Source organism: Selenomonas sp. (assembly GCF_057272215.1).
Genome location: NZ_DBHIUY010000001.1, coordinates 167448 through 188210 on the forward strand (window position 1 = coordinate 167448; position 20763 = coordinate 188210).

16 protein-coding genes, 1 tRNA gene and 1 pseudogene are annotated in these 20763 nt (G+C 53.9%); 8 read left to right on the forward strand and 10 right to left on the reverse strand.

What is annotated here, in order from left to right; genetic code table 11:
- Nucleotides 1-115 precede the first annotated feature (115 nt).
- From ACO5Z0_RS00735 to ACO5Z0_RS00745, 3 genes are all read left to right on the forward strand, one after another.
- A complete protein-coding gene (locus ACO5Z0_RS00735; protein ID WP_485648798.1) occupies nucleotides 116-376 on the forward strand; it encodes an AbrB/MazE/SpoVT family DNA-binding domain-containing protein in 261 nt (86 codons plus the stop codon).
- On the forward strand, nucleotides 373-774 hold the full coding sequence (locus ACO5Z0_RS00740; RefSeq protein ID WP_485648799.1) for a putative toxin-antitoxin system toxin component, PIN family: 402 nt from the start codon (nucleotides 373-375) through the stop codon (nucleotides 772-774). The genes ACO5Z0_RS00735 and ACO5Z0_RS00740 overlap by 4 nt, the downstream gene beginning before the upstream one ends.
- A gap of 216 nt (nucleotides 775-990) precedes the next feature.
- Nucleotides 991-2289 carry an S-layer homology domain-containing protein gene (locus tag ACO5Z0_RS00745; RefSeq protein ID WP_485648800.1) on the forward strand — a complete coding sequence of 433 codons (1299 nt, stop codon included), beginning with the start codon at nucleotides 991-993 and terminating at the stop codon, nucleotides 2287-2289.
- Nucleotides 2290-3167: 878 nt separating this feature from the next.
- Here ACO5Z0_RS00745 and ACO5Z0_RS00750 read toward each other — a convergent pair.
- A tRNA-Pro gene (locus ACO5Z0_RS00750) sits at nucleotides 3168-3244 on the reverse strand.
- A 307-nt stretch (nucleotides 3245-3551) separates the two neighbouring features.
- Between ACO5Z0_RS00750 and hcp the strand changes: the two genes are divergently transcribed.
- From hcp to ACO5Z0_RS00765, 3 genes are all read left to right on the forward strand, one after another.
- The gene (gene hcp / locus ACO5Z0_RS00755; RefSeq protein WP_485648801.1) at nucleotides 3552-5189 is read left to right on the forward strand and encodes a hydroxylamine reductase; all 1638 of its coding nucleotides are present in this window, start codon (nucleotides 3552-3554) and stop codon (nucleotides 5187-5189) included.
- A 181-nt stretch (nucleotides 5190-5370) separates the two neighbouring features.
- Nucleotides 5371-6084, forward strand: coding sequence for a hypothetical protein (locus ACO5Z0_RS00760; protein WP_485648980.1), 714 nt, complete (start codon nucleotides 5371-5373; stop codon nucleotides 6082-6084).
- Nucleotides 6085-6351: 267 nt separating this feature from the next.
- On the forward strand, nucleotides 6352-6885 hold the full coding sequence (locus ACO5Z0_RS00765; RefSeq protein ID WP_485648802.1) for a hypothetical protein: 534 nt from the start codon (nucleotides 6352-6354) through the stop codon (nucleotides 6883-6885).
- 247 nt (nucleotides 6886-7132) lie between these two features.
- Here ACO5Z0_RS00765 and ACO5Z0_RS00770 read toward each other — a convergent pair whose 3' ends face one another.
- Nucleotides 7133-8455 (reverse strand): bacteriohemerythrin, encoded by a 1323-nt coding sequence (locus ACO5Z0_RS00770; RefSeq protein ID WP_485648803.1) that lies wholly within the window; start codon nucleotides 8453-8455, stop codon nucleotides 7133-7135.
- Between the two features lie 95 nt (nucleotides 8456-8550).
- Here ACO5Z0_RS00770 and ACO5Z0_RS00775 point away from each other — a divergent pair, with 95 nt between their 5' ends.
- Together ACO5Z0_RS00775 and ACO5Z0_RS00780 are read left to right on the forward strand one after the other, a co-directional pair.
- On the forward strand, nucleotides 8551-9891 hold the full coding sequence (locus tag ACO5Z0_RS00775; protein ID WP_485648804.1) for a replication-associated recombination protein A: 1341 nt from the start codon (nucleotides 8551-8553) through the stop codon (nucleotides 9889-9891).
- Between the two features lie 348 nt (nucleotides 9892-10239).
- On the forward strand, nucleotides 10240-11163 hold the full coding sequence (locus ACO5Z0_RS00780; protein ID WP_485648805.1) for a DUF3829 domain-containing protein: 924 nt from the start codon (nucleotides 10240-10242) through the stop codon (nucleotides 11161-11163).
- Between the two features lie 58 nt (nucleotides 11164-11221).
- On the opposite strand, the gene murA is transcribed toward ACO5Z0_RS00780, so the two are convergent.
- The 8 genes and pseudogenes from murA to ACO5Z0_RS00820 form a co-directional block, all read right to left on the reverse strand.
- Nucleotides 11222-12487 carry a UDP-N-acetylglucosamine 1-carboxyvinyltransferase gene (murA, locus tag ACO5Z0_RS00785; RefSeq protein WP_442673572.1) on the reverse strand — a complete coding sequence of 422 codons (1266 nt, stop codon included), beginning with the start codon at nucleotides 12485-12487 and terminating at the stop codon, nucleotides 11222-11224.
- A 256-nt stretch (nucleotides 12488-12743) separates the two neighbouring features.
- Nucleotides 12744-14009 (reverse strand): IS110 family RNA-guided transposase, encoded by a 1266-nt coding sequence (locus ACO5Z0_RS00790; protein WP_485648806.1) that lies wholly within the window; start codon nucleotides 14007-14009, stop codon nucleotides 12744-12746.
- Nucleotides 14010-14383: 374 nt separating this feature from the next.
- Complete coding sequence (locus ACO5Z0_RS00795; RefSeq protein WP_485648807.1) at nucleotides 14384-15052, reverse strand: transposase; 669 nt, start codon at nucleotides 15050-15052, stop codon at nucleotides 14384-14386.
- A 61-nt stretch (nucleotides 15053-15113) separates the two neighbouring features.
- Nucleotides 15114-16342: pseudogene (locus ACO5Z0_RS00800) on the reverse strand (IS256 family transposase).
- 290 nt (nucleotides 16343-16632) lie between these two features.
- The gene (locus tag ACO5Z0_RS00805) at nucleotides 16633-18837 is read right to left on the reverse strand and encodes a PTS sugar transporter subunit IIABC (protein WP_485648808.1); all 2205 of its coding nucleotides are present in this window, start codon (nucleotides 18835-18837) and stop codon (nucleotides 16633-16635) included.
- A gap of 400 nt (nucleotides 18838-19237) precedes the next feature.
- Nucleotides 19238-19405: a hypothetical protein gene (locus tag ACO5Z0_RS00810; protein ID WP_485648809.1), complete on the reverse strand. Its 168-nt coding sequence runs from the start codon at nucleotides 19403-19405 to the stop codon at nucleotides 19238-19240.
- A 67-nt stretch (nucleotides 19406-19472) separates the two neighbouring features.
- A complete protein-coding gene (locus tag ACO5Z0_RS00815; RefSeq protein WP_314596603.1) occupies nucleotides 19473-19703 on the reverse strand; it encodes a glutaredoxin family protein in 231 nt (76 codons plus the stop codon).
- On the reverse strand, nucleotides 19697-20635 hold the full coding sequence (locus tag ACO5Z0_RS00820; RefSeq protein WP_485648810.1) for an NAD(P)/FAD-dependent oxidoreductase: 939 nt from the start codon (nucleotides 20633-20635) through the stop codon (nucleotides 19697-19699). The genes ACO5Z0_RS00815 and ACO5Z0_RS00820 overlap by 7 nt, the downstream gene beginning before the upstream one ends.
- Between the last annotated feature and the right edge of the window lie 128 nt (nucleotides 20636-20763).

The following is a 20763-nucleotide window of genomic DNA, read 5'->3' on the forward strand; positions in this document are numbered from 1 at the left end:
TAGAAAAAGCCCCGCGCAGGGGCTTTTTCCATATCCATTCATATTGCTTTTCGCCTGCGGCAATGCTATAGTAAAAATAAGAGATGGTAGATTTTGCGGAGGTGAAAATATGACTATGACAGTATTGACGGTATCACCGAACGGGCAGGTGAGTCTCCCAAGCGAGATGTGCAGAAAACTCTCGATAGAAAGCGGCGCCAAACTCGCAGTATATGCCGCCGGCAACGGGATCATGCTGAAGCCTATCTTAAATCCTGCAGAGCGAGATTTTGCAGAGAGACTCGATGAAGCGAAGAAATGGGCTGAGTCCGCAGGTTACCAAGAATCCGATGTCTTGGACATCATTAAAGAAGTCAGAAGGAAAAAGCGTGCATGAGGATTGTTATTGATACAAATGTGGTTATATCCGGTACGTTCTTCGGCGGATACCCGAGAAAAATTATAGAAGCTGTCGCCGGAAACGGAATCTGTGCTTGTGCGACCACCGAAATTGTGGAAGAGTATGAGGATGTCATACATGAGATGATTGAGCGGAAACAGGGAAATATTCGACGAGATATTTTGCTGCCTTTTATTGCCGAGCTGAAATTGATTGAGCCGATCACCAAGGTGGAAGTCAGCAGAGATCCGGATGATGATAAGTTTATCTCTTGTGCAGTAGATGCGAACGCATTTTGCATTATCAGCGGAGATAAAGATTTGTTGGATGTTGGAGTGTACCAATCGGTTCAAATTTTGAATGCAGCTGCGTTTTGCAATCGTTATTTTTTATAGGTATCGCGAGCCTTTTACCTGCTTTTTGGGTAGAAAATCCCCTTTTGCATTTCTTTCATTATTTTTTATTTGCCTTTTATTTCGAGGTGTGTTATTCTTGAAAGGAATCGAAGATGCAAGTGTGGCGGAGCTTGAGGAAACATGGACACTCAGAGGAAGCCTCCTTGGATCTTTGGTTCTGCCGAAGTTCTATTTATTTTTAAGGAGGAGTTTCTTATGAAAAAGACTCTCACAGCAGCGCTCACGACGGCGCTTGTCGTCGGTGCAGCATCGACGACGTTCGCAGCAGCGAACCCCTTCAGCGATGTCCCGATGGATCATTGGGCATACGACGCAGTAGCACAGCTTGCCGACGACGGCATCGTCGAAGGCTACGGCGACGGCACATATCGCGGTGAGAACGAGATCACGCGTTATGAAATGGCGCAGATGGTCGCAAAGGCGATGGCGAAGGAAGATCAGGTCAATGCCCAGCAGAAGGCGATGATCGACCGTCTCGCTGCCGAGTTCAGCGATGAGCTCAACAACCTCGGCGTCCGCGTCTCGAACCTGGAGAGCCGCATCGACAACGTCAAGTGGACAGGCGAGTTGCAGTACACCTATTCGAAAAAGGGCGGCGAAGCCATGATGGGGACGCCAGAGACGGACAATGAGCTGATGTTCCGCCTGGAGCCGGAGGCTACGGTCAACGACCACTGGAAGGTCATGGCTCGTGTTGAGGCAACGTGGAATGCAAGTGAGGATAATGCGAGCGGTAAAAACAGTGCGCTTTCTCTCAAGCGCGCATGGGCTGCCGGTCACTACGGCATCACGGACATCAATGCCGGTCTTCTGCCTGTAACCACGGAGCAGGGCGTCGTACTTGATGATGAGATCACGGGCGTAAGCATCACGGCGGGCGCAGATTCGACGTTTGCCGGCACGCTGACAGCTGGTCGCATCAACCTTGGGGAAACAAGTGTTAAGGATGATATTGATGCCCAGTCGACGGATCTTCTCGGCTTGAACCTCACATGGAAGCCGAGTGAGAAGGCGACCATCGCCGGTGAGTACTATCGCTTGAATGGACATGGAGCCTACAGAGCAGCAGCGACCGACGACAATGCAATTCAGAACATCTGGGGCATCGGTGCGGACTATAGCTTTGACGAGAATGTTGCCATGAGCGCAGGCTATTGGAAGAATCAGGATTTCAACGATTCGGCGTACGCAAAGGCTAATACGAATCGCTCCGATCATGCATGGAACGTCCAGCTCGACTACAAGGGTGCAGAGCCGGAGAACATGCACAGCTTCGGTCTCTATGCCGCCTATCGTTACCTCGGTCACGGCGCATCCATTAAACCGACCTTTGATGGCGCTGATTGGGGCGAAAAGGGCTGGGAAGTCGGCGGTCAGTACACGTTCGCCAAGAACATCGTCGGCTCGCTCCTCTACTTCGACGGTCGTAAGATCGAAAGCGATACGGACAACAAGGTCAAGAAGGGCTGGGCACGTCTCGAGTACCTCTTCTAATACCGGAACTGCAAAGTAAAATCCGCGTTTTGACGCGGTGCTGAAAGGAGCTGCCGCATAAGTCAGATTTGACTTGTGCGGCAGCTCCACTTTTTGTGCATGAAAAAAGCTGCCGCACATGATTTATGTGCGGCAGCCCCTTAAAATATCTAAGCTGGTCGGAGCAACAGGATATATCATCGTGTTAAAAAAGAAATAACCGCCCCTCGGACAAAGGTTAGCGGTTAGTTCTTTAACCCATATTCTTGGAAGAGGTAGCCGTTTACGGTGGTTCTCTTCTTGTTTATATCATAGCAAATAGGCGAAGCGTTTGCAAGTGATAATCTTAGAAAGCGCTGTGCCGTTCCCTTGTGTACGATACGAAAATACTGTATAATAACGGCAGAGAACCACCAAAGGCTAAGCGGCTTCTTCTTCCGCTCCCATTCCGAAAAAGAAAGGGGGTGGCGCGTATGACTTCTTTCGAGTTGATCGTGATTCTGATCTTCGCGACAGGGTACATCATCGTGTTAAAAAAGAAATAACCGCCCCTCGACCAAGATAGACGGTTAATTCTTTAACTAACTTATCGGAAGAGGTAGCCGTTTACGGTGGTTCTCTTCTTGTCTATATCATAGCAAATAGGCGAAGCGTTTGCAAGTCTTTTGCAGTTCGCGTGTTTTCCGAGATGATGGCAATGCTATTAGAAAAAGATAAGCGGGTATTTAGGCATAAGCTACACGCACAAACGTCCACTTTGTGGACATTGTGCGCCGCCCTTACAGAAGCCTAGCCAATCGGTCTGCGCCTACGGCTTGACCTCTTGGGGCTTCATGGTAAAAAAATGGAGCTATTCGACAGGCGCTCGAATAACCCCTAAAGCCTTGAAAATACTAAGCTGGTCGGAGCGACGGGATTTGAACCCACGACCTCTTCCACCCCAAGGAAGCGCTCTACCAAGCTGAGCCACGCCCCGACTGCTCTAGTATAGCAGACTTCTTTTGAAAAAGCTAGGGGGAATTTCCTTTTTTGCAGAAAACTTTGCAGCGGCAGTATTTTCACTTGGCGAGGTTTGTCGGGGGAATTGTGATGGAAAAGTGTTCGAGGCGTGTAAAGGCAGAAAATATAGGAAGAAAGATTATCAACTAAGGAAAATCAAGGACTTTTTTCGTTTTTGTAACAAGCGTTACCGAAGAGGGAAACTCTCTTTGCTATGATAGAGCTGTCAAGAGGATCTGCTGTGCGCGGTTCTCGTTAGATTGCAAAGAGAGAGGATGGTATACATGGAGAACAAGATGTTTTGCTTTCAGTGTCAGGAGACGGCGGGCTGCAAGGGATGTACGCAGGTGGGCGTTTGCGGTAAGAAGCCGGAGGTTGCAGGGCTTCAGGATCTTTTGATTTATGTGACGAAGGGGATTTCCGCCGTTTCGACGGCGTTGCGCGAAGCGGGCAAGTCGGTTTCACAGGCGGTCAATGATCGCGTCACGCTGAATCTTTTCATTACGATCACGAATGCGAATTTCGATGAGACGGCGATTGCCGATGCGATTGAACAGACGCTGCGCATGAAGGAAGAGATGATGAAGGATGTAGCAGATGCATCGAAGCTTCCGGCGGCGGCTCTTTGGAATGGCGCAAGAAGCGAGTTCCATGCGAAAGCGGCCTCGGCGGATGTCGGTGTTCTCGCGACGGAGAATGAGGATGTTCGCAGCCTCAGAGAGCTTGCGACGTATGGTCTCAAGGGTATGGCGGCGTACAATCATCATGCGAATGTCGTCGATTACCGTGACGAGGCGGTCGATGCCTTCATGCAGAGGGCGCTGGCGATGCTCTTAGACGACAGTCTTTCGGGCGATGATCTGACGGCTCTCGTGTTGGAGACAGGCAAGTATGGCGTCGATGTCATGGCGCTCTTGGACAAGGCGAATACGGAGACTTATGGCAATCCGGAGATCACGAAGGTCGATCTCGGCGTGCGCAAGAATCCGGGTATCTTGATTTCGGGTCATGATCTCAAGGATTTGAAGGAGCTGCTCGATCAGACGGAGGGCACGGGCGTTGATGTCTACACGCACGGCGAGATGCTGCCCGCGCACTACTATCCGGCGTTCAAGAAGTACGCGCACTTCGCGGGCAACTATGGCAACGCCTGGTGGCAGCAGAAAGAGGAGTTCGAGTCCTTCAACGGTCCGATCCTTATGACGACGAACTGCATCGTGCCGCCGAAGGCGAGCTATCAGGACCGCATTTTCACGACGGCTGCCGTTGGCTTCCCCGGATGTCCGCACATCGAGGAGAAGAATGGCAGGAAGGACTTCTCCGCTGTCATTGCATTGGCGAAGAAGTGTGCGCCTCCGACGGAGTTGGAGCAGGGCGAGATCGTCGGCGGTTTTGCGCATGAGCAGGTGTTTGCGCTTGCTGACAAGGTGGTTGAAGCCGTGAAGTCGGGCGCGATCAAGAAGTTTATCGTCATGGGCGGCTGCGACGGTCGTCACAAGACGCGCAGCTATTATCGTGACTTCGCTGAGGCTTTGCCGAAGGATACGGTCATTCTGACGGCAGGCTGCGCGAAGTATAAGTACATTAAGCTCAATCTCGGCGACATTGGCGGCATTCCGCGCGTCCTCGATGCGGGCCAGTGCAACGATTCGTACTCCTTGGCTCTCATCGCACTGAAGCTTAAAGAAGTCTTTGGGCTTGCCGACGTGAACGAACTGCCGATCGTTTACAACATCGCATGGTATGAGCAGAAGGCGGTCATCGTTCTCCTCGCGCTCCTTCATCTCGGTGTGAAGAACATCCACCTCGGACCGACGCTGCCGGCGTTCCTTTCGCCGAATGTTGCGAACGTGCTCGTCGAGACCTTCGGCATCGGCGGCATTACGGATGTCGAGAGCGACATCAAGAGCATGATTGGCTGAGCGTTGTGCGCAGAGCAACGGCATAGTGAAAGAAAAGGGTTCCTCTTGTAAAGAGCAAGGGGAACTTTTTTTATTAAAGTTTTCAGGGCATGATGCAGAATTTTTGCATATTGCAGCGGGAAATGCTTTATGTTAAAATTCTTTTAGGTATAAGAGCGGGATGCGGGGAGGGATTTTGGCAATGAAGCTTTTGAAGCAGCTGCGCGGCAAGATGCGGGCGATTCGGAAACGTCCTGAAATCTATGTGCGCCACTATGCACTGGCGTTCGTTCTGCGCGGAACGCTCCTCTTTCTGGAAGTCGTCCTGCTGCGCCTCTTCTATGTACCGCTGCGCTTTGCCGATCTCTCGACGAGGGAGATCGTGCAGTATATACGCAAGATCGACTTCAATATCGGGAGTTGGTTCAAAAGTGCTCTGGGGAAGTGTCTGGAAGTGCGGAGCTGGCTGCAGGGATTGGGCAATTTTGCCTCTCTGCCCGAAGCGCTGCGGCATCTGAATACGCGTCTCTATGCGTGGCTGCAATGGAAGCGCGAGGCTGTCCTTTCCTTTTGCCGTATGCTGCGGGAGCCGCGCAAACTGGGGAAGCGCGTGCGGGACTTCGTGCGCCGTCACTTCCGCAACCGCCGCATGGTGCGGCGCGGCGCCGTGCGCATGGTCTTGGGCATAATCTTGGCAAAGTTTCTGACGGTGCTTTACGTTGCTTTTGCGGGAGCGGCGATCTTCTCCGTCTGGGGCTTTGACTGTCTCTTCATGATCTTGGGCTTCCTGCAGATCGCCGCGACAAGGCTCGCTCACTTTTTGGGGCGCGTCATCGAGCATCATATCTTTCTGGTGCAGCAAGGTGCAGATTTTGCAGGGGAGGAGAAGAAGATGCTTGGGAGACAAGGCGATTGAGGGGCGGAGGATATGTATATGCAGGGCGCTTCCTGCAGCATCAAGGCGAAAAGGTACGGGCATGAAAGTAACGGCTTTCACGTATTTGGCGCATCGAAAAGGCGGCGCATAAGTCGGGATGGACTTATGCGCCGCCTTATTTACCATGAAGCCCTAAGAGGTCAAGTCCGAAGGCGCAGAGCGATTGGCTAGGCTTCTGTAAGGCGTGAGGCTATATGTACAGCGTGCTGCCTTGATGATTCTGTCGTCATCTCGACGAGGGAGATCGTGCAGTATATACGCAAGATCGACTTCAATATCGGGAGTTGGTTCAAAAGTGCTCTGGGGAAGTGTCTGGAAGTGCGGAGCTGGCTGCAGGGATTGGGCAATTTTGCCTCTCTGCCCGAAGCGCTGCGGCATCTGAATACGCGTCTCTATGCGTGGCTGCAATGGAAGCGCGAGGCTGTCCTTTCCTTTTGCCGTATGCTGCGGGAGCCGCGCAAACTGGGGAAGCGCGTGCGGGACTTCGTGCGCCGTCACTTCCGCAACCGCCGCATGGTGCGGCGCGGCGCCGTGCGCATGGTCTTGGGCATAATCTTGGCAAAGTTTCTGACGGTGCTTTACGTTGCTTTTGCGGGAGCGGCGATCTTCTCCGTCTGGGGCTTTGACTGTCTCTTCATGATCTTGGGCTTCCTGCAGATCGCCGCGACAAGGCTCGCTCACTTTTTGGGGCGCGTCATCGAGCATCATATCTTTCTGGTGCAGCAAGGTGCAGATTTTGCAGGGGAGGAGAAGAAGATGCTTGGGAGACAAGGCGATTGAGGGGCGGAGGATATGTATATGCAGGGCGCTTCCTGCAGCATCAAGGCGAAAAGGTACGGGCATGAAAGTAACGGCTTTCACGTATTTGGCGCATCGAAAAGGCGGCGCATAAGTCGGGATGGACTTATGCGCCGCCTTATTTACCATGAAGCCCTAAGAGGTCAAGTCCGAAGGCGCAGAGCGATTGGCTAGGCTTCTGTAAGGCGTGAGGCTATATGTACAGCGTGCTGCCTTGATGATTCTGTCGTCATTCCGTCAGATTCAATGCCGCTTCTTCGATGTAGGGCATTTTTTTATCGACTTTCAGGATGTGCTGCACGAGCCAGTTGAGGAGGAACTTGATGAGATCGTCAAGCGCGCCTTCCTGGTCGTGGTCGATTTCGTCGAGGTCGAGGTTGTTGAGCTGCTCGACGAATGCTGTATGAGCGGCGACCTGCTCGGCAAGACCGTCGTAGTTGATGCTCTTCATATAGCGTTCTTCATCGGCAAAGTGTTTGATGGTGTAGTTGCGCAGCTCTTCGAGGATTGCAACGATGTTGTCGAACTTGTCGACACAGAATTCGTCGTGCACGAGGTCATACGTCTGGCGCACCAGCTTGAAGAGCGTTTCATGTTCCTTGTCGACGAGCGGGATTTGCGTGCGAAATTCATCGGTGAAAGCAAAGGGATCGGCAGGAGCCTTCTTCGACTTGATGACGGTCGTCGTCGGCTTGCTCGGCTTGCTCGGCTTGCTCGCCTTGGGCGCGGCAGGCTTTTCGGCGGTTTCGGCAACAGGCGCGGCAGGCTTTGCGGCGGCTTCGGCGACGGGCGCGGACTGCTCGGCAGCGGCGGCTGTCTTTTCGGCGGGCTGCTTTTTGACAGCGGTTTTCCGCGGCTTTTTCGCTGGTTTTGCAGCTTCTGTGGGGGAAGCGCTGTCCTTGGCATTTTTGTCGGAATCTTCGGCAGCGGTTGGCTGCTTCTTGGCGGCGGTGCGTTTTTTCGTCGTTTTTTTTGCGGGAGCAGCGGGTTTGTCTGCCGCTTCTGTCGGCTGCGCCGCCGATGTTTTTGGCTCTTCGACGGCTGGTTCTTTCCGGATGGTCTGCGCCGTTTCTGCTTTGCGCGCTTCTTTTGCCGCCTGCGCCTTTGCCTTTACCGCGGCTGCCTTTGCTTTTCGCAGGGCGCTGCCGATGAGCATGTCGCTTGAGAGGATGTGCTGCAGGAACCACTCGTTGAGGAAGTTCATGAGAGCCGTCAGATCCTCGTGGTCGCTTTGGAAGTTCATCGAGGATTTGTGGCGGTCGATGATATCGCGAAAGCGCACATGATCTGCTTTTTGCCCATCTAGCTCGGCATCATGCGACATGACCATGATTTCCTCTTCGTATACATGCTGTTTGACGATGTGATCCTGCATCGTCTCTAAAAGCTGCCCACGCAGTCGGTGGTATTCGTCTTCGTGACCTGCAGCGAGCGCCTCGCGTGCTTCTTCCATATCTTCCAGAAGTCGGCGGTGTCCATTGTCGATAAAAGGGATTCCCGTTTCAAAATTTTCCAAGAAGCGGTACATGCTGCTCACTCCATTTTTTTGCATAAAAATTCTCTTCTAAACTATATCGTGAATTAGGCGGTTTGTCTTAAACCTGTCTTTTGACTCATGTTCTTCTTCTGTTATAATAGAAAGAAATGATGGATGGAGGGACGGATTTGGAGCAGGATTCGCTTTTTCGACGCGAAGCCGATCTGCCGCTGGCGGCGCGTATGCGGCCGAAGGGACTCGCGGACTATGTGGGGCAGCAGCATCTTGTGGGCAAGGGAAAGATGCTTTCAAAACTCATTGCTGAGGACAAGATTTTTTCGATGATTTTTTGGGGACCGCCGGGCGTCGGCAAGACGACGCTTGCACGCATCATTGCGGGGGAGACGAAAGCGCGATTCATCGACTTTTCCGCTGTGACGAGCGGTATCAAGGAGATCCGCACGGTCATGCAGGAGGCGGAGAAGAACACTGCGTACGGCGAACGTACGATTCTCTTCGTCGATGAGATTCATCGTTTCAACAAGGCGCAGCAGGACGCCTTTCTGCCGTTTGTGGAAAAGGGCAGCATCATCCTCATCGGCGCGACGACGGAGAATCCGTCGTTTGAGATTAACAGCGCCCTCCTTTCGCGCTGCCGCGTCTTTGTACTCAAGGCGCTGCAAAAGGAGGATATCTTGGAGCTTTTGCACCGTGCGCTCGCTGCGCCCGAGGGCTTCGGCGGGCAAAAGGTGGAGATCGCGGATGATCTTTTGGAAGCGCTCGCCGTGTTCTCGAACGGCGACGCGCGTACGGCGCTTTCGACGTTGGAGATTGTCGTGCTGAACGGCGATATGGAAGAAGGCGCGATCAAGGTTACGCGCGAGACGGTGGAGCAGTGCATGGAGAAGAAATCGCTGCTTTATGATAAGAAGGGTGAGGAGCATTACAATCTGATTTCGGCGCTCCACAAGTCGATGCGCAATTCCGATGCGGATGCGGCGATTTACTGGCTCGCTCGCATGTTAGAGGCGGGGGAGGATCCTCTCTATATCGCGCGGCGCATCGTGCGCTTTGCGAGCGAGGACGTGGGGCTTGCCGATCCGCGCGCTTTGGAACTTGCCGTGGCGGCGTATCAAGCGTGTCATTTCATCGGGATGCCGGAGTGCTCGGTGCATTTGACGGAGATCGTTGTCTATATGTCGCTTGCGCCGAAGTCGAATGCGATGGAAGTCGCCTATTTGAAAGCGAAAGCGGACGCAACGTCACGTCTCGCCGAGCCGGTGCCGCTCGTCATACGAAACGCTGTGACGCGGCTCATGAAGGACGAGGGCTACGGCAAGGGCTACCAGTATGCGCACAATGCGAAGGATAAGCTCACGAATATGCAGTGTCTGCCCGACGATCTCTTAGGAAGCGTCTATTACGAGCCGACGGAGGAGGGGCTGGAAGGGCGCTTCAAGGCGCGTCTCATGGACATCAAGCGATGGAAAAAAGAGCATGGCGCATCTTAAAAGGAAGCGCTGATAAAGACAGCACAGCTGGCTGGACGCATCGCTTTTTCCTCGCGGTACCTTAAACATTCGAGAGAAATTTCATCCAAACAAGAGCAACCCGTATGAATTCCATTTGCATTAAGAAATTGGAAGAAATTTGACGCATGATATTCTGCCGTATTATACTAAGGCTGATCTTTTATATATGAATCGTTAAGGGATCGCTCGATTCATAAGGTTTTTTACCATGAAACTCCAAGAGGTCAAGCCGTAGGCGCAGACCGATTGGTCAGTTTCTGGTAAGGGCGGCGCACAATGTCCACAAAGTGGACGTTTGTGCGTGTAGTTTACACAAGGAGGATTTTTATGCAAAACAATCAGCTGCGCCGTGCGTTGTCCGTATTTCTTGTCGGCGGTCTTTTGCTCGCGCCGTCCATGCTCTTCACCGGCTGCATCGGCGGCGATGGGGACGGCGGCTCTTCACTTTCACGGATGTTTTCAGAGGACGGCGTGCAGGGGCTGCAGAAGAAGCAGGCGGCGCTTGCTCCGTACATCGAGGCGACGAATGCTTTCAACGGCAAACTTGTTACGTTTGACTATGCCATTTCGCCAACACTGGCAGACCTGCGCTCAGGAACGCCGATGGTGAGCTGCATGTTGCCGGGATACGGCGCTTTGAAGGAGAACCTCGAAAAAGCGCGTGCAGATAAGGCGACGAGCGGCGTCTATTCGGATATTGACGAGGCTGCTGACGCGACGCTTGCCATACTCAAAGATCTTGTGCCGGTGGCGGAGAAATTGGACAACTATTACTCTTCCAAAGGTTATCTTGCTGACAATTATGCACAGGGAACAGAGCTTGCACAGCAGTTCCTTCCTCTTCACGATCAATTTACGGAAGCCTATAAAAAAATGGACGCCATCGTCTCTGCGCATAACAAAGAGGTGCATCGCGCACAGTTTGAAGAGCTGAAAAAGGCGGGCAAAGAGAATGCGGCGACATTCTCTGAGTTGAACATCAAGCTGAGGGAGCTTGCCGATGCTCTGGAAGATTCGAATTTTGACACACAAGCGGTCGAGACGCAGATCAAGGATATAACTGCGATGAGCGAAAAACTCAACGGCTCGGAAGTGAATCGTTATAAGAGTGATATCAATCGCTATATCGGCGCTGTGCGAACCTTCCTTGCAAATCGTACGAATGATAAATACAACGATATGGTCGAGGAGTACAACGATTTGATTGACACAGCCAACCGCATCGATCCCGAGGCGTTGGATAAAAAGTAAATAAAGCATAAAAAAGGATTGTGCATGAGTTTTCTCAGCGCACAATCCTTTTTTATATTCAGCTGTCTGCGCGGCGAATGTCGGCGCCGAGTCCCACGAGCTTTTCGACAAGCTTGTCGTAGCCACGGTCGATGTGGTGGATGTAGCCGACTTGCGTCTCGCCTTCGGAGACGAGCGCGGCGAGCACCATAGCGGCGCCGGCGCGAAGGTCGGTCGCCTTGACCTGGCAGCCCGTCAGATGATCCACACCCTCGACGACGGAGGTGCGTCCGTCGATTTTGATGGCGGCTCCCATGCGTTTGAGCTCATCGACGTGCATAAAGCGGTTCTCGAAGACCGTTTCCGTCACGAGGCCCGCACCGTCGGCGACGGCGAGCAGCGCCATAAACTGCGCCTGCATGTCCGTGGGGAAGCCCGGGTACGGCATGGTCTTGATGTCGACGGCTTTCGGGCGATGGTCGCAGGCGACGCGAATGCCGTCGATATCCTCTTCGATAGTGACGCCGGCTTCCTTAAGCTTGGCGATGACGGGTTTCAGATGTTCGGAGATGGCGTTTTCGATATAGACGTCACCCTGCGTCATGGCGGCGGCGACCATGTAGGTACCCGCCTCGATGCGGTCGGGGATGATCGTGTAGTTGTGCCCTGTGAGTTTTTTGACGCCCTCGATCTTGATGACGTTCGTGCCTGCACCGCGCACTTTTGCGCCCATGACGTTGAGGAAGTTGGCGAGATCGACAATCTCCGGCTCCTGCGCGGGGTTCTCGAGCACGGTCTGACCTTCTGCCATCGAGGCCGCCATAAGGATGTTTTCCGTCGCGCCGACGCTCGGGAAGTCAAGGTAGATGCGTGCGCCCTTGAGCCCTTCGGCAGCGCGCGCTTCGATGTAGCCATGCCCAATCTCGATCTTCGCGCCCAAGGCTTCGAAGCCCTTGAGATGCAGGTCGATGGGGCGCGTGCCGATGGCGCAGCCGCCCGGCAGCGAGATCTTCGCATGACCGAGACGCGCGAGCAGGGGCCCCATGATGAGGAATGAGGCGCGCATCTTGCGCACAAGCTCGTAGGGCGCTTCTGTGCTCTTGATCTCGCGGCTGTCTACCGTCAGCGCATTCGCCGCCGCATCAAATTCTGCATGGACGCCGAGCGCCTGCAGGACTTCCGTGATCGTATGCACGTCGTCGAGCGACGGAACCTCATCCAGACGGCTTGGGGCGTCCTGCCCCAAGAGCGTCGCGGCGATGATGGGCAGTACGGCGTTCTTCGCACCGCTGATCTTGACGCGCCCTGCGAGCCGACAGCCGCCCTGTATAATCAACTTTTCCATGAAAGATTTGTTTCCTCCCCCGCACATGGCGAGTTCCTTCCAGCGCATGTGCTCCATATAGCAATTCCTAGTTTACCATGAAACCCCAAGAAGTCAAGCCGAAGGCGCAGACTGATTGGCAAGGTTTCTGTAAGGGCGGGCGCACAATGTCCACAAAGTGGACGTTTGTGCGTGTAGCTTAGCGTGAAAATATCAAAAGCTGGATAATATCAAAAAAGACCGACCTTAACACACCTATTAGAGCTTGCTTTTTGAATTATGCACATGTTGGAGCAACAAAAGTTTCGCTCAGAATCCCCTGTTGCTTCAAGAGATGAATGGCGTTCTGTATCTTGCGTGACCGACGCTTTTCCTTTAATTCTTCGGGCATGTCGATCTGCCGAAGATCGGTAGGACAGAACACTTCTCCCGTTTTGAACATATGGTAGATCGCTGTCAATATCATGCGTGCAATGGCGATGATGGCTCTTTTCTTGCCACGGCGACGTGCGATATTTTCATACTTGACTTTGTAGTAGGGCTGGCTGGTGCATTTCACGGCGGCATGAGCTACCTGCACAAGCAGCGGTTTGATGTAGACCCCTGCACGGGTAATCCGAACCGACTTCTTCTTGCCGGCGGATTGATTGTTACCGGGGGTCAGGCCGGCCCAACTGCAAAGCCTCTTGGAAGAACCGAACTGCGTCATATCCGTGCCAATTTCAGAAAGAATCGTTAAGGCGGATTCACGACCCATGCCCGGGATTGTGCAAAAGAGCCGAATGGCCGCGGCGTAGGGTGCGGCCATCTGATCAAGCTTTTCGTCGAGAGCCTGTATTGTAGCATTCAAGTATTCCATATGCTGACGTATTTGCAGCATCCGAAACTTCTGCTCCTCTGTGAGTTGAAACCCTTCGATGGATTCAACGACAGCAACAGCTTTCTTTTTGAGAGAGCGATGGAGTAGCGTCGAACAATGCTGCGCCGTTGGGTCTTTGTCGGTCAACAAATATTTGGTGATCTGCTGCGCAGATGTCCCGAACATATCGGAAACGACGGCATCCAAGGCGATGTTACATACGGTGAAGCCGTTTTGGAAGCGATTCTTCTCGCTGCTGCGCATGTTGGTGAGCTTAGCGCGGTAGCGCATAAATTCACGCAGTATGCGTATATCCTTGCTGGGGATGAAGCTGCCTTTGACAAGACCGAAGCAGAACAGCTCGGCGATCCACTTGGAATCTTTTGCGTCATCTTTGTGTCCTTGCACCGCACGCACCCATTTCGGGTTGACAATCACAACGTGCATTTCCGGTTCCAGTACATTGAGGACGGGAACCCAGTATTTGCCGGTGGATTCCATACAAACGTCATAACAGCCATTTTCGATGAGCCAATGTTTGAGCCTTTGAAGATTTTTGTTGAACGTGGAGAAGCGTTCCCTCTTGTAAGAGAGTGTCTGCATCTTGGTTACGGATACGATCGTGGCAACGAGAAATCTTTTGTGAACATCGATGCCACAGCAGACGGGGTAAACGACTTTCATGTTGACAATCCTCCTCTCATGGTTGAGGAGAGACATTGCCTGTCCATGCCAAGCAAAAGGATAAGTCTATGCCAATGATTAGCGTACGGTCTAAAAGATCCACTTATTTGTGCTTGAGCGGCAGGACTTGCACTGTTTACCATACTGACTTGAATCGAAAGAGTTGACAATCCTCAACTCGCTTCCACGTGCTTTGTAGGGTATCTCTCCTCTCAAGAAGATTATACCAAACAACGGCGTGTCGCACCTTTGGTTTCATCTCTATTTGTGCCGTCTGCGACAGCGGCGGAATGGAATTTACCATACCATGAGAACCTTTGTGCTAAGGCCAGAAAAAGCGCAAAAATCCCCTATCGGTCTGACAGACTGAATTTTTATGTGGGCGCTATCGCGAGTGTGGCTGTCTCTGATTGCCAACCCACTTTTTTAAGCTTCGCCAGGTCACTGCTGATCTTTCGTTCTCGGTTGAATTGGTTGTAATAATCGGCTCCCAGATCGACAAAGGAAACGTCTCTCTTCAATATGTGGTAGATGGCTATCAACATGGTGTGCGCTACAGCGACAATTGCCCGCTTCGCTCCCCGCCGTACAACGAGCCTGTCATATTGCGCGGACAGGAAGGATTCCTTCTTCTTGATAGCTGCTCTGGCGCATTGGATCAATGTGGTCTTCAACGTGGCGTTCCCCTTGTAAGTCTTGCCGCTGTGCCGTTTTCCAGCGCTTTCGTTGTTCCCCGGGGACAGACCCGCCCAGCTGGACAGATGCTTCTCTGTTGCAAAGCGGCTCATATCGATGCCCGTTTCCGCTAGGATGGTTTCCGCGCTCTGTCTCCCGATGCTCGGGATATCGTCCAGCTTTTCGATCGTATCCTCATATCCATCTGTGTATCGCTTGACGAGGTCATCCATCTGGCCGATGCGTTTCGTCATGTCATCGATATGATCCACGACTTGCAGGATCAGCTGCTTCTGCAAAGGCGTATCTTTTTTGAGCAGCTTTTGCAAGAGGCTGCGCGAACTTTTGCCGTTGATGTCGGAAACCACGCTGGAAAGTTTGATGTTGCCCCTCTTGCGGGTGTGTCAAGAGTTTTGTGTAAACGATTTTTCAGTATGCCGTATCATAGCGCTCCATTAGTTTCGCCATACGCTCATCCATCAACAGTTGGTTGCGAACAAGCGCCCAGTTTGGTATCTTGCGCCCGCCCCATTTTGGTAGAGTTCTTGTACCCGCAGATACAGCAGCTTGTATACTGCATCTTCGTTGGGGAAAGAACCCTTCTTCGTGACTTTGCGGAAGCTGGCGTTCACGCTCTCGATCGCGTTTGTCGTATACATGACCTTGCGCACGGCGCTGCCGTAAGAGAACGGTTGCTCGACATGCGTGAAGTTGTTCTGCCAGACGGCGACAGCCCCGGGATAGCCTGCCCAGTCTTTCTGGAACTGCTCGAATTTCTCGCGTGCCTGCCGGGCGTTCACCGCACCGTAGATGGCTTTGAGCTCCTTCGTGAAACGACTCCAGTCCTTGCGCGGAATGTACCGGATGGAGTTGCGAATCAAATGTACGATGCATCGCTGCACGACCACCTGTGGGAAGATCGCTCGCGCACCGTCTTCCAGCCCCGTTACGCCGTTCATGGAGAGAAAACCGATGGCTTCCAAGCCACGCGACTTGAGTTCATCAAAAACCTGCATCCATGCATGCTTGCTTTCGACTTCGTTGATCCAAAGCCCGAGCACGTCCTTGCAGCCATCCGTATCGTAAGCCAGGACGACGTGCACCGCCGTTTGTTGGATGCCGCGCTCCGTGCGCAGCGAGACGTACAGGCAATCGACGAACACGAACGGATAGAAGGGCTTCAACGGACGGTTTCGCCACTCCTGCACTTGCTCCATGATGCAGTCCGTGATATGGGAGATCTGTTCGTGCGACATCTTGAACCCATAGATGTCCTCGACGGTGGCAGCGATATCGCGCTGACTCATGCCGCGTCCGTACAGGGCCAGAACCTTGCCTTCGATGGAAGAGACATCGCGCTGGCGCTTCTTGACAATCTGCGGCTCGAAGGAGCCTTGACGATCACGAGGCACATGGATCGGTACTTCTCCCAAGGTCGTCTTGAGCGTTTTCTCGGAATAGCCATTGCGGACATTGTTGCTGGAATCCGTACGTTCATGAGTGGCATAGCCGAGATGGTTCTGCATCTCCCCTTTGAGAGCAGCCTCGAAAATGGGAGCAAAGATGCGTTTGACAACATCTTGGAGTTCCTGTGCGTCCTGAGGATGGTAGGTTTCCATAATCTGCTTAGCGATGTTGTCTGCGGCAGTAGGAATCATTTTGCGATTCGACCTTGCAACGTCTGTCTTTATTATACCATAGCAGGGGCGTTCTCGTTCATCGTGGTGCCGTGAGGCGTGGGGGTTTACAATGTAAAAAAAGAACCGCTACGCGGTTGCGGCGGCTCCTCTTTCAAGACGTATAATCTTCTTAGGAGAGACCGACGCACCCAAAACGCCAGTCACTCTTTCTTTTGTCATTATAGATTTTTCGTGCATGGATGTCAAGCGCGCCAGTGGAAGGGTGCGCTCGGCATCCATTTTCTTTCAGCGAATCTTTCCGATTTGGCTCAGCAGCTGCCGACCTCGTCGAGCGCCTTGGCCGCCCCCGTCTTCGTGAGGCTTACGGCTCTTCCTTCGCCGAGTCCCGTGAAGATGACGAGGCAGGCGTCGGACTTCGCATGTTCCTTGATGTAGGCGTCGTCGAAGGTCATGAGGCGGTCGCCTTTCTTTACCTTCTGGCCGCCTTCGACGAAGACCTCGAAGCCCTGCCCACCGAGCGCGACGGTGTCGACGCCGATGTGCAGCAGATACTCCGTACCGTCGGCGGCCTTCATGCCGATCGCGTGCTTTGTGTCGAAGACGAAGACGACCTCGCCGTCCTCGGGCGCGTAGACTGTCTCTTCCGTCGGGTAGACGAAGTAGCCGTCGCCCATCATCTTGCCGGCGAACGCCTCGTCGGGTGCTTCCTCGATCGGATGCACCTCGCCTGCGACGGGCGTGAAGAGCGCGTGTGCGGCAGTTTCACCGGTGGACGCTTCCTGTGCAGACGCTTTTTCTGCCGAATCCGTCTTTTCGCCTGCGTCCGGCGAAGTCTTTTCTGCCGTTTTTTCCGCCAGCTCTGCAGCAGCCGTCGCTTCCGGCTCGACGTCAGGCGCGGTTTCGAGGTACGTCTCAAGGTTCGACTTGATGACGGCGACCTGCGGGCCGTAGATGACCTGCACGCCCGTGCCCTTGACGATGACGCCGACGGCGCCCGTCGCCTTCAGGAGCTTCTCGTTGACGAGCGAGGAATCCGCGACCGAGCAGCGAAGGCGCGTCGCGCAGCAGTCGACGGAAGTGATGTTCCTCTTGCTGCCGAGTCCGCGCGCGATCGCCGCGCTCTTGGCATCGGATGCTCCCGCGCCGGACGCTGCTCCCGCCGCCCCTTGCTGCGCCTGGTAGTCGGCCTTCGAGTAGAGCTTCGTCTCCTCGTCGTCGTCCTCGCGGCCCGGTGTCTTGAAGTCGAAGCGGCGGATCATCCACGAGAAGATGAAGTAGTAGAGAAAGAAGTAGACGACGCCGACAGGGATGATGTACATCCAGCCCGTCTTCGCCTCTCCCTGCAGAATACCGAAGATGAAGAGGTCGAGGAGGCCGCCCGAGAATGTCAGACCGACGGCGATGTTGAGGATGTGCGCGATCATGTAGGCGGCGCCTGCGAGCGCGACCTGCACGGCGAAGAGCGCGGGGGCGACGAAGAGGAAGGAGAACTCGATCGGCTCGGTGATGCCCGTGAGCATCGAGGTAAGAGCCGCCGAGAGCAGGAGGCCGCCCGCGACCTTCTTCTTCTCGGGACGCGCACAGTGGTACATGGCGAGCGCCGCGCCCGGCAGCCCGAAGATCATGAAGATGAACTCGCCCGAGAAGTAGCGCGTCGCATCCGCGCTGAAATGCGTGACGTCGGGCGAGGCGAGCTGGGCGAAGAAGATGTTCTGACCGCCTTGGACGAGCTGGCCGTCGATCATCATCGAGCCGCCGACGCCCGTCTGCCAGAACGGCAGATAGAAGACGTGGTGCAGGCCGAAGGGGATCAGAGCGCGCTTGATGAGGCCGAAGATCAGCGTGCCGATGTAGCCAGTGCCCGTCACGAGGCCGCCGAGCGCGAAGATGCCCTGCTGTGCGAGCGGCCAGACAAAGTACATGGCGATGCCGACGAAGAGGAAGACGATCGTCGAGACGATCGGCACGAAGCGCGAGCCGCCGAAGAACGACAGCGCGTTCGGCAGCACGATCTTGTGGTACTTGTTGTGCAGCCACGCGACGCCGATGCCGACGATGATGCCGCCGAAGACGCCCATCTGGAACGACAAGATGCCGCAGCTCGGCGCAATCGTGCCTTCGAGCACCGTAGGCGCGATCGTGCCGTCGGCGAGGATCTGCCCGCCGATCTTCAGCATGGCGTTGCACGCCGTGTGCATGACGAAGAAGGCAATCATGGCAGAGAGCGCCGCGACTTCCTTCTCCGCCTTTGCCATGCCGATGGCGACGCCGACGGCGAAGATGATCGGCAGGTTGCCGAAGATCGTGCTGCCCGCGCTCGCCATGATGGAGAGAAGCGCGTGAAGCGGCGTTCCCGCACCGAGTACGGCGGAGAGGCCATACGTCTCGATGGTCGTGGCGTTCGTGAACGACGCGCCGAGTCCCAAGAGTATGCCGGCGATCGGCAGGATGGCGACGGGCAACATGAAACTGCGCCCGACGCGCTGGAGTACACCGAAAATTTCGTCTTTCATTACAGCGAAAACCTCCTTTCTAGGAAACCACTGAATGCAGCAGCGCTTCCCTAGCAGAAAAATATTACATTTTGATTATATCGTAGAACAGCAAGCATTGTAAAGGCGAGATTGGCATAAATGAGAATATTGTTCAAATTCTTGGCTGATTACCATGAGAACCTTTGTGCTAAGGCTAGAAAAAGCGCAAAAATCCCCTATCGGTCTGACAGACTGAATTTTTATGTGGGCGCTATCGCGAGTGTGGCTGTCTCTGATTGCCAACCCACTTTTTTAAGCTTCGCCAGGTCACTGCTGATCTTTCGTTCTCGGTTGAATTGGTTGTAATAATCGGCTCCCAGATCGACAAAGGAAACGCCTCTCTTCAATATGTGGTAGATGGCTATCAGCATGGTGTGCGCTACAGCGACGATTGCCCGCTTCGCTCCCCGCCGTACAACGAGCCTGTCATTTCGATCGCATCCCCATATTCATCTGTGTATCGCTTGACGAGGTCATCCATCTGGCCGATGCGTTTCGTCATGTCATCGATATGATCCACGACTTGCAGGATCAGCTGCTTCTGCAAAGGCGCAGACGGATTGGCAAAAGGAAACGCCCGCAGGCGGCTTTTGCCATGCGGGCGTTTGGGAGTTCTATATGCCGAGGATTGCGTCGAGCTTCGCTTTGTCGAAGCTCACGACGAAATCCTTGCCGTTGACCGTCGTCACCGGCACGATGAGGTCGCCTGAGATGGCTTCGCACTCTTTGCGCGCCGTTTCATCTTCTTCGATGTTATGCTCTTCGTAAGCAATGTTTTTCGATTTCAGATACTTCTTGACCTTGTCGCACCAAGGGCACTGTGTGATGGAATAGACTTTTACCATGATGTTTTTCCTCCTGTGATGTATTTTTCGGCGAGAAGCGCCGCCGTCGTGCCGTCGGCGGCGGCGGTCGTGAGCTGATGGATTTCCTTTTCGCGGATGTCGCCGGCGGCGAAAACGCCGGCGATCTTTGTGCGGCAGTCTTCGCCTGCGACGATATGCCCCTTCGCATTGATCTCGACCTGACCGGTGAAGAGCGCTGTATTCGGCTGCACGCCGATGTTGACGAAGATGGCGTCAACGGGAAGGTCCCGTGTCTCGTTCGTCTTTTTGTCGAAAATCTCGACAGAGCGCAGTTTGCCCTCGCCCTTGAGGGTGCGAATCTCCGTTTCGAGCAGGATTTCCGCTTTGGGATTTTCCATGAGCCGTTTTTGTGACACGTCGTCGGCGCGCATCTTCGAGCGGTGTATGAGGTAGAGTTTCTTCGCGTAGCGCGAAAGGAAGTTCGCTGCGTCGAGCGCTGCGTTGCCGCCGCCCATGACGGCGATGATCTTGTCTTGGTACATGTGACCGTCGCATAGCTCGCAGTAATGAACGCCGCGCCCTGCGTACTTCGCTTCTTCTGCGAGCGGCAGCTTCTTGCGGCTCATTCCTGAGGCGATGATGACGACGGGCGTTTCATAGACGGCGCCGTCCGTTTCGATGCGCTTGACCGCACCGCTCAGATCGACTTTCTCGATCGCGTCGAATTCATCGACGACGGCGCCGAAGTTTTCCGCCTGCTGCTGCACCGTCTTGATGAGGTCGGCGCCTGCGACGCTCAAGAAGCCCGGATAGTTCTCAATGCCGGTGGCATTCGCGATCTGACCGCCGACGATGGCATTTTCGAGCACGAGCGTCGAGAAGTTCATGCGCCCCGCATAGAGCGCTGCCGTCAGCCCTGCCATACCTGCGCCGATGATGATGATGTCCTTTTGTATCGTTTCTTTTGCCATGAGACTCCCCCTCTTTGGTTGATGGATGATATGGGTACTTTCGTCGTGAAAGAGATAAATCCTGCTAAAACGAGATTGACATGATGAACCTTTCATGTTACGATAATAACATAGTTATCGACATATGT